The sequence below is a fragment of the Pelomonas sp. KK5 genome, assembly GCF_001984095.1.
Classification (GTDB): Bacteria; Pseudomonadota; Gammaproteobacteria; order Burkholderiales; family Burkholderiaceae_C; genus KK5.
This window is the reverse complement of sequence record NZ_LYVQ01000045.1, coordinates 25,529-35,110: the sequence shown is the minus strand read 5'-3', so window position 1 is coordinate 35,110 and position 9,582 is coordinate 25,529. Positions and strand designations below refer to the sequence as shown.

The following is a 9,582-nucleotide window of genomic DNA, read 5'->3' as shown; positions in this document are numbered from 1 at the left end:
GCGAGGACTGGGGCATCGCCAGCGAGGTCTGGAGCGCCACCAGCTTCAGTGAGCTGGCCCGCGACGCCCGCGACGTCGAGCGCTCCAACCGACTGCATCCCGGCGAGCCGCGGCGGCAAAGCCACGTGGCCCGCTGCCTGGCCGGTCCTGCCCCGGTGGTGGCCGCGAGCGACTACGTGCGCGCCTGGCCGCAGGCCATCGCCGGCAGCTTCGACGCACCCTTCACCGTGCTCGGCACCGACGGCTTCGGCCGCAGCGACACGCGCGCCGCGCTGCGCAGCTTCTTCGAGGTGAACCGCCAGCACATCGTGCTGGCCGCGCTCGACGCGCTGGCGCGCAGCGGGGCGATCGAGCGCCAGGTGTGCGAGCAGGCGATCCGGCGCTACGCGATCGACACGACGGGCCAGGCGGCCTGGGCCTGTTGACGGCAGATGCGCCGCCCGGCAAGCCCATCACACGAACCCGAGGCCCTGCGACGCCCGGAGCTCAAGGCTTGGGCCGGGCGACCGATCGGCGCTCCTGCCTGATCAGGTCCGCTGCCCGCTCGCCGACCATGATGACCGGCGCGTTGAGGTTGCCGGACGTGATCTGCGGGAACACCGAGGCATCGGCGACACGCAGACCGGCCAGTCCGCGGACCTTCAGCGACGGGTCGACGACCGAGCGCTCGTCCGACCCCATCCGGCAGGTCCCGCAGCTGTGGTGGCAGGTGGCGACGGCGGCGCGGGCAAAGGCCTCCAGCTCCGCGCGATCGGAGGCCCGCAGCGCAGCGCGTGGTCGAACCCGGCCGCGCAGGGAGTCGGCGAACGGCGCCTTCCCGACGATCTCGTCCACCCAGCCGATCGCGTCGACGATCAGCGCCAGGTCGCGCTCGTCGCCGAGCAGGTTGGGCTGGATCCGCGGCGCGACGTCGGGGCTGCGATCGGCAAGCCACACCCGCCCGCGCGAATGCGGGCGGCAGATCGACGGCGTGACGCTGTACATCGACTGGCGGCCGGTGAAGGCGCCTTCGACGATCTGCCCGAAGGGCCCGGTGAAGAACAGCAGGTCCGGGTCATCGAGGCGGCGCTGCGAACTGCCGTAGGCGAATACATGGGTGCCCGGCGACGTCGCCGGGCCTGAACGACGCAGCAGGAACTGCAGTCCGATGCCCGGCATGCGAAACCAGCGGCCGGCGTCCGAGTAGGTCGGCTGCGACACGGCGTACTCGACATAGAGGTCCGGGTGGTCCTGCATGTTCATGCCGACCTCGGGCGCATCGACCACCGGGGCAATGCTGAGCGCACGGAGCGGATCGGCCGGCCCGATGCCGGAGCGCAACAGCAGCGCCGGGCTCTCGATCGCACCGGCGCAGACGATCACCTCGCAGTTCGCGCCGATGCGCAGCTCGCTGCCGTCGTCGCGGCGAAGCTCCGCGCCGACGGCCCGGCCGCCGGCGATCAGCAGCCGCTGCGCGCGCGTCCGCTGCAGGATCCTCAGACCGGGCAGGCGCTTGCGCAGGTAGGCCGTCTCGGTGCTCTGGCGGATGCCGCCGCGCTGGTTGGTCTGCGTGATTGCGGCGGCACTTGAGCGGGCCTGGTTGATGTCGGCGACGATCGGGAAGCCGGCCTGACCGAAGGCCTCCAGCAGGTCCCGCGAGAGCGGATGCGGCGAGCGGAAGGTCTCCACCCAGACGGGGCCCTGCTGCCCGCGCTCGGCAGCATCGAAGCCGAGTGCCTGTTCCGCCTTCATGAACGAGTCGCGCACGCCGTCCCAGCCCCAGCCGGTGGCCCCGAGCGCGGCCCAGCTGTCGAAGTCCCGCGGCAGGCCACGCGCCCAGATCAGGCCGTTGATGCTGCTGCTGCCGCCCAGCGAGCGCCCCCGCTTCCAGGTGTCGACCCGCCCGCCGCGCGAGGGGTCGGGCTCGGTGGCGTAGAGCCAGGCGTGGCGCGACCAGTCCTTGACGAAGGTCATCGCCCCGGGGAGCATCAGGAAGGGGCTCCTGCCGCTGCCTCCGGCTTCCACAAGGATGACGCTGGTACCGGCCTGCTCGGCCAGCCGCGAGGCGACCACGGCGCCGGCCGACCCGCCGCCGATGACGACGTAGTCGGCGCGGGTCTCGAACTCAGTAGTCATAGCGCAGCGACACGCCGATGCTGCGCGGCCGGATCGGGTAGAACTCCGTGTAGGTGGTGAAGTAGTCCACCGCCGAGGACAGGCCGCGCGAGTTGCTCAGGTTGTTGACGAAGGCGCTGAACTCCACCGAGTTCCAGCTGAAGGTGGCGCGCAGGTCCAGCGTCGTGTAGGCCGGCAGGCTCAGGTCCGAATCGATCTGCGCCTTGCGCTGGCCGGTGTAGGCCAGCAGGGCCGAGACGCGGGCGCTGCTGTCCCACGGGCCCTCGAAGTTCGTGCTGGCGTCCAGCGTGCCCTGCACCTTGGCCGTGCCGGGCAGGCGCGTGCCGTCCGGGATGCCGGTGCCGCCGATGCTGATGCCGCCCGAGGTCACGGCATCGGTGTACGCGAAGGTGCCCTTCAGCGAGAACTGCGAGAACGGGCGCCAGGCAGCCGCCAGTTCGAGGCCCTGCGAGCGCGCCTTGCCCACGTTGCCGGTGACCAGGAAGCTGCGGGTCGTGACCGGATCGACATACAGCTCGGAGAGCTGCACGTCCTTCCAGTCGATGCGGAAGACGCTCACGTCCAGCGAGGCCGTCTTGCTCGGGCTCCAGCGCCAGCCCGCCTCGTAGTTCCACAGCGAATCGGACTTGTAGGGCAGGCCCTGCGGGCTGCTGCCGAGGTTGGAGATGCCGCCGAAGCGGTAGCCGCGCGAGGCCAGCGCGTAAACGGACATCGACGGGTCGATCACGTAGCGCAGCGAGACCTTGGGCGTCGTGCCGCTGTCGCCCGAGGCATAGGGCGTACTGGTCGCGTCCGCGTCGGTGTTGCCGACGATGCGGTCGTAGGACAGCTGGGTCTTGTAGTAGCGCGCGCCGATGTCGGCGGAGAGCCGGTCGGTGATCTTGATCTCGGCATCGGCGAAGGCCGCCTTCTCGGTCGCCGTGCCGTTGCGGCGGAAGCGCAGATCCGCCACGGCTGCACGGGGCTCGTGGTAGACCAGCTGGTCGCGCTTGACGTCCGCGCTCATCCAGAAGGCGCCGACCAGCCAGTTGACGCGGCCCGGCGTCACCGGCGCGAGGCGGAATTCCTGCGAGGTCGAGGTCGAGTCGTAGAAGGTGTCGGAGGTCCACTTGTCGCCCGGGGCCGACGGGTCGTAGAAGTCGCGGCTGAAGTCCTCGCGGGCGCCGCGCGACTTGGTCTGGCGGCCGGTCAGCGAGGTCAGGCGGAAGTCGCCCAGCTTCAGGTTCGCCTGCACCGTCGCCAGGTCGAAGGTGGAGTCGTAGGCCATCGGGACCGCCGTGCGCACCTGCAGCTTGAGCTGGTCGGGGTTCTTGGTGTAGCCGGTGCCGGTCGTGTAGTCGAACGGCGAGATGCCCGGGCCGTCGGCCTGCTTGCTGTGCTGGCGCAGGTAGGTGGCGGTGGCGTCGAAGTCATCGCCCAGCGCGTAGGTGAACAGCAGGCGCCCGCCGTCCACGCGGATCACGTTGGCGTCCTTGACGCCGGTGCCCAGGTTGTCGATGAAGCCGGCGTCCTTGCGCGAGTTCAGGACCAGGCGCAGGCCCGCCTTGCCGGTGCTCATCGCGATCGGGATGTTCACCATCGCCGCGGTCGACCAGCCCGTGCCGCCGTCGGCGGTGGACGAGATCCCGGCCATCACCGAGCCTTCGGTGAGGCTGGTGCTCGGCTTCTTCAGGATGTAGCGGATCGCGCCGCCCAGCGACGAGGAGCCGTACAGCGCGCCCTGCGGCCCGCGCAGCACCTCCACCCGCTCGAGGTCGAAAGGCGCCAGGTCCGGCGTGGAGACGAAGGCGAAGGGGTCGGTGAAGGGCACGTCCTCGATGTAGATGCCGGTCGGCGACTGGGTGAAGCCCTGAGCCGCGCCATTCGAGTTGGTGCCGACGCCGCGGATCGAGATCAGCGAGCCGTCCGCCGTGCCCTTGTTGTACTGCACGCCGGGCGTCAGCTTCAGCAGGTCTTCGATGTCGGCGCTGCCGTGGCTCTCGATGTCGGCTCCGCTGATCGCGGTGACGGTGCCCGCCACGTCGCTCTGCATCTGCCGGCGCTTGCCGGAGGTGACTTCCACGCGGTCGAGCGTCTGCAGGTCCTTCTTTGCGTCCTTGTCGGCCGGCGCGGGCTCGGACTGCGCGAACGCGGCGGCGCCGCTGGCCAGCAGGCCGATGGCGATCAGGGCGGCGGAAGCCGTCGGTGCGAGCGTGACTGGCCTCGCGGCGCGGCGCGGGCCTTGGCGGGAACAACTGTTCATCTTCATGGACTCCGGTTTGGGTTTTGAATGACTAGACAGAGGCGGGGGAAGTGGTGGCCTGCGGAGCGACCCGGGTGGCGTGATATCGATCGATCAGCCAGGCGCCCCCTTCGAGCCGGAACACGGCCGTCTCGAGGAAGCTGAATGGCGTCACGCGGCCGTCGTTGGCGATCCAGATTTCGTCGTTCTGCACGGTGGTCCAGGCGCAGTCGCGCAGCACCTCGGTACGGAAGCCGTGCAGCGCCGCGCGCTGGCGGCCAAGCCGGGCGCTGCCGGTGACGAAGGCCAGCAGCTCGGCCTTGTCCAGGATGCGGTCGTGCTCGATCATCAGGAAGCCGGGCGCAAGGCCGTTGGCGACGGCCGTCCAGTCGTGGTGTTCGAGCGCGATGTGCCAACCGGCCAGCGCCTGCTCGACAGCCCGGGCCTCGGGCGTGGTGTTCTGCTGGATGGGCATGTCCGCGCCTCAGGCAGCCAGCCGCGATTCGACGATGGCGCGGCCCAGCCGCGCATTGCGCTGCTGGATCACCGCGTGGCGCCGGGCCGTGATCGGGAAAGCCCAGATCACCAGCGCCGCCAGCATGAAGAAGCAGAAGGGCATCGCGAAGGCGGAGATCTTCAGGCCGACGATGGCGGCGGTCGCGTAGGGCGCGCCCTTGGCCTCGAAGCCGAACTGGGAGACCACCAGCAGCGACAGCGAGGTGCCGATGCCGAAGGTGGCCTTGCGCACGAAGGTCAGCACCGACACGTACTGCGCATTGCGCTGCACGCCCGACTTCATCAGGTCGAAGTCCGCCAGGTCGCCGACCATCGCCTGCGGCAGCATGTCGATCACGATGTAGAACATCGTGTGGGCGAAGGAGCAGAGCAGGTAGAGCACCAGCACATGCGGCGTGTCCGGCTGCAGCGGCGCGAAGCCCATGTAGCAGAGCGCGCAGCCGAAGGCCGATCCGGCGAAGACCTTGTGCTTCTCGAAGCGCTTGAGCAGGAACTCCGCCACGCCCACGCCGATCATCGCGGACACGCCCCACTGCAGCAGCACCATGCCGATGGCCGCGCCCAGGCCCAGATAGGAGTCGAGCACCAGGAAGCCGACAGCCGCGCCGACCGCATCGCCCAGGCCGGCCAGGCCGGACGCGACCAGGAAGCGGATGAAGGCCTTGTTCGCGCGGATTGCCTTGAAGGAATCGACGAGGCTGTGGCGCTGCGTGCGCGGGCCGTGGACGCCGGCCGGCACGCAGATCACGCAGAGCACGCTGATCGGCGGCAGCGTCAGCGCGACCATCCAGGCCAGCACCCGCAGCGCGTCGAAGTTCATGTCGCTGGTCGGCAGGAACCACAGCAGCGGGATCAGGCCCAGCAGCGCGCCACTGGCCACGTTGAAGTACTGGCGCGCGACCGTGATGCGCGAGCGCTCGCGGTAGTCGGTCGTCAGCTCGACGGACCAGGCGCCGTAGGGAATCTCGTTGACGGTCCAGGCGAAGTAGGCGATGAAGAACCAGAGCGCGAAGTACATCGCATCGGCATTCGCCGGCGGCACGTAGAGCTGGAAGATGCAGGCCACGGTCAGCAGCGAGCCGGCGAGGAACCAGGACTTGCGCCCGCCCCAGCGGTGGCGCGTCGCGTCGGTGGCCCAGCCGATGCCGACGTCCAGCGCGCCGTCGAACACGCGCACCAGCAGCAACACGGCGGCCATCGTGCCCAGCGAGATGGAGAAGCGCTCCGAGTACAGCGCCGGCAGGATGCTGAAGGCCGGGCCGCGCAGCAGGTACATCGGCAGGGTCGGCAGGGCGAACAGCACCAGCAGCGGCCAGGAGAGGCGCTTCGGTGATCCTGACGGGGAAGTGGACATGGGGTCGCTCTCGGTTATTCGGGGTGAGTCAGTGCAGCGTGACGCAGGCCTGCACGCGGCCGGCGCGGTCGGCCTGCGCCGTCAGCGCGATGCGGGTGCCAGCCGGCGCGCGGACCATCCATTCGGCGAAGGCCAGGTCGGCCGTGGGCTCCGGCTCCGGCGACAGGGCCAGCAGCGATTTCCTCGGCGCATGACCCATCAGCTGCGGGCCTTCGAAGCACGGCTTGCCGGCCAGCAGCGTGACGGCCGGATCGCCGACGTCGATCTCGAACATCACGCCGCGCACGATGTTGTGCGCCAGCGCGAGCCGCGTCACATAGGCCGGCAGCCAGCCGCCGTTGCGCACGGCCAGGCGGATGCGCCAGATGTCGCCACCCAACGCCTCGACCTCGGTCTTCAGCAGTTCCAGCCGCGGCAGGCTCAGCGCGATGCTGTCCATCCAGGCCGGGAAGCGGGCGACCTCGGCCTCGCGCAGTTCGGGCGGCGGGTTGCGCCAGTAGTTCAGCTGGTCCCAGCCGCCGATCTCGACGGCGCCGAGCTGCGGATGGTCGAAGGGCTGCCAGTCGACATGGGCCAGGCCACCGCACTGCTCGTCGCTCCAGCGCAGCAGCTTCAGGTCGTCCTCGACCGGATGCTCGCGGAACCAGTCGATCCACGGGTAGCCGCTGATGCCGGCCTGCCGGTGCGGGCTCCACAGCTCGACCGTCCAGTACAGCGCACCCAGTTGCTCGTAGAACCAGTCCTGCGTGCCGCCGACGACTTCCCCCGGGTGGTACTTGAAGTCGTGCCACACGCTCAGCGCCGGGTAGCCGGTCAGCGCCGTGCCGTGCTCGCTGAAGCGCTGGAAGCTCCACAGGTCCTCGGGGATCATGTCCGCGTCGCTCATCGTGCCCATCGGCCGCAGGATCACCCCGCTGAAGGTGTGATAGCTGATGGCCGCGCCGATGTTCGGATGCGCGAGGACGAACGCCACCATCGCGCGCACCTCGGGCTCGCTGGCCGGGAACGGGCCGGCGCCCTTCTGCTCGTGCTCGCCGCGCCAGAAGGACGGGAAGTTGCGGTTCAGGTCCAGGCGCTGGGGCGAAGGCCTGACCTTGATGGTGAGGCCGTCGAAGCCACTGATCGAGCCTTCAGGCAGGATGCGGTAGTACTCGCCGCCGGTCTCGCCCAAGGTCCGGGCCACCATCAGGCGGGGTTCGTCCGCGTGCTTCTTCCAGGGGCCGTTGGAATCGTGGATGCGCATCGAGAGGATGCGGCCATCGCCGTCGATGTCCTCGATGGTCAGGCCTTCCATGGCGGCCGGGTCGGCCGCCGGCCAGGCGCGCGTGCTGGAGCGCACGTGCCGGGGCTTGTCGGCCAGCGCCAGCTCGGCGCCATCCGGGCTCAGGCGTGGGCAGAGGTAGAGGGTGCGCGTGTCCAGCAGGCGCGTGACCTCTTCATCGACGCCGTAGCCGCTGACCAGGTGGTGCAGGTAGTACAGCACGGCGGTGCAGCCGGTCAGCTCGATCGAATGGATGTTGCCGTCGGCCCAGAAGGCGGGCTTGTGATGCGCCTCGCCGGTGCGCGTGTTCGTCACCGTCGCCACCCAGATGTCACGGCCTTCGAGGCTCTTGCCGATCGAAGCGACGCTGACAAGCTCCGGGTGAGCCTCCGCGTAGGCGTACAGCAGCTGCGTCAGCTCCGCATGGCGCGGGAAGACGTCGAAGCGGGGCGTGGGCATGTGGTCCATCAGGCGAGCCGGAAATGCAGGCTCTTCGCCCGCGTGTAGGCCAGCAACCCGGCCGTCCCGCCTTCGACGCCGAAGCCGGAGGCGCCCGCAGGCTCGACCGACGAACCCATGGCATAGGAAGGGCCCGGCGAGGCCACGGCATTGACCGTCACAGGCCCGCCGCGCACCTGCCGCGCCATGCGGTTGGCCAGCGCGAAGTCGCGCGTCCACAGCGTGGCGGAGAGGCCGTAGCGGCTGTCGTTGGCGAGCTGCAGCGCCTGCTCCGGCGTGTCGAAGGCCAGCAGGCCGGCGACAGGGCCGAACACCTCTTCCTGCATCAGCGCGTCGCCATGCGGCAGGTCGGTGAACAGCGTCGGCCGGTAGTGGCACAGGCCGGCATCGCGGTCCGGCGCGCCGCCGGTGGCGATCCTGCCGCCCCGGCTGCGCGCCGCCTCGACCATCGTGCCCACCCGGCGCAGCTGAGCCTCGCTGGCCAGCGGGCCGAGCTGCGTGGCCGCCTGCAGCGGATCGCCGCCACGCATCGCCTCCATCAGGCCGACCATGCGGTCCAGCAGCGGCTGGTACAGCGCGCGCGCCACCAGGATGCGCGTGCCGGACACGCAGACCTGGCCGCTGTTCCAGACGAAGCCCTGCACGAGCGCGCGGGCCAGGCCGTCGAGGTCATCGAGCCCGTCCAGCACGATCTGCGGCGACTTGCCGCCGCATTCCAGCAGCAGCGCCTTCAGGTTCGACTGGCCCGCGTACTGCATCAGCAGCCGCCCGGTCGCCGTGGAGCCGGTGAAGCTCAGGCAGTCGACATCCTCGTGCAAGGCGAGCAGGCGACCCGTCTGCCCGCCCAGCCCGGTGATCACGTTGAGCACGCCGGCCGGGATGCCCGCCGCGAGGGCAAGGTCCCCCAGCCGCAGGCAGGACAGCGAGGCCAGCTCCGAGGGCTTCAGCACGACCGAGTTGCCCATCGCCAGCGCCGGCACGACCTTGGCGAGCGCCACGTAGAGCGGGAAGTTCCAGGGCGTGATCGCGGCGACGACGCCGTGCGGCACGCGCAGGTTCAGCGCCAGCGTGTCCGGCGCGCTGGGCAGCAACTGCTCGCTGAGCGTGCCCACCCGCTCGGCCACGCCGCGGACGATGCCGGACGCGACCGCGATGTCCGGCAGACTGGTCGAGACGGGCATGCCCATCTCGATCGAATCGAGCAGGGCCAGCTCCTCGCGATGCTGCTCGATCTGGTCGGCCAGGCGCAGCAGCGTGCGGCTGCGCTGGTGGGGCGAGAGCTGCGACCAGCAGCCCTGCGAGAAGGCCTGGCGGGCGCTGGCGACGGCGGCGTCCACGTCGACCTGGCTGGCCGAGACCAGGCTGGCGATGATGCTGCCATCCTGCGGGTTGACGCTGTCAAAGCGGGCCGAGCCTTGCAGCTCGACACGCGCGCCGCCGATAAGGGCGCGGGTGTCGATGCTGAGCTGGCGGGCCTGCTCGTGCCAGGCGGTGCGTTCGTTCGGGTTTTGCATCGTGTTCCGGGCGGGCCCGGATACCGGATTGGGATGACACGAAAGTTAAAGGCCGGCGCTTTCTTCGCCCATACCTCTCGGGGGATATGGAGGGTTTGCCTGGGGGCCTAACGGTCAGGTCCCACGGTGTGGGCCAGGCCTC

At 70.1% G+C, this 9,582-nt stretch carries 6 protein-coding genes and 1 pseudogene; 1 reads left to right on the top strand and 6 read right to left on the bottom strand.

Translation table 11 applies throughout. The features are described from left to right. Positions 1 to 425 (top strand): annotated as a pseudogene (locus tag B0W88_RS33525) (pyruvate dehydrogenase (acetyl-transferring), homodimeric type); the annotation flags it as partial. A 61-nt stretch (positions 426 to 486) separates the two neighbouring features. Here the strand turns inward: B0W88_RS33525 and B0W88_RS09405 are convergent. Genes B0W88_RS09405 through B0W88_RS09380 form a run of 6 tightly spaced genes read right to left on the bottom strand, consistent with a single transcriptional unit; the run spans position 487 to position 9,440 of the window. Continuing rightward, entirely contained in the window at positions 487 to 2,115 is a 1,629-nt protein-coding gene (locus B0W88_RS09405) for a GMC family oxidoreductase (RefSeq protein WP_077034406.1), read from the bottom strand. Then, positions 2,105 to 4,357, bottom strand: a complete 2,253-nt coding sequence (locus tag B0W88_RS09400; protein WP_158080827.1) for a TonB-dependent receptor — start codon at positions 4,355 to 4,357, stop codon at positions 2,105 to 2,107. Before B0W88_RS09400 ends, B0W88_RS09405 begins: the two co-directional genes overlap by 11 nt. Before the next feature lie 31 nt (positions 4,358 to 4,388). Further along, positions 4,389 to 4,811, bottom strand: a complete 423-nt coding sequence (locus B0W88_RS09395) for a nuclear transport factor 2 family protein (protein ID WP_077034404.1) — start codon at positions 4,809 to 4,811, stop codon at positions 4,389 to 4,391. A 9-nt stretch (positions 4,812 to 4,820) separates the two neighbouring features. Further along, entirely contained in the window at positions 4,821 to 6,206 is a 1,386-nt protein-coding gene (locus tag B0W88_RS09390) for an MFS transporter (protein ID WP_083748678.1), read from the bottom strand. A gap of 28 nt (positions 6,207 to 6,234) precedes the next feature. Further along, complete coding sequence (locus B0W88_RS09385) at positions 6,235 to 7,935, bottom strand: M14 family metallopeptidase (protein WP_083748677.1); 1,701 nt, start codon at positions 7,933 to 7,935, stop codon at positions 6,235 to 6,237. Further along, on the bottom strand, positions 7,935 to 9,440 hold the full coding sequence (locus tag B0W88_RS09380) for an aldehyde dehydrogenase (protein WP_077034402.1): 1,506 nt from the start codon (positions 9,438 to 9,440) through the stop codon (positions 7,935 to 7,937). The genes B0W88_RS09385 and B0W88_RS09380 overlap by 1 nt, the downstream gene beginning before the upstream one ends. Positions 9,441 to 9,582 lie beyond the last annotated feature (142 nt).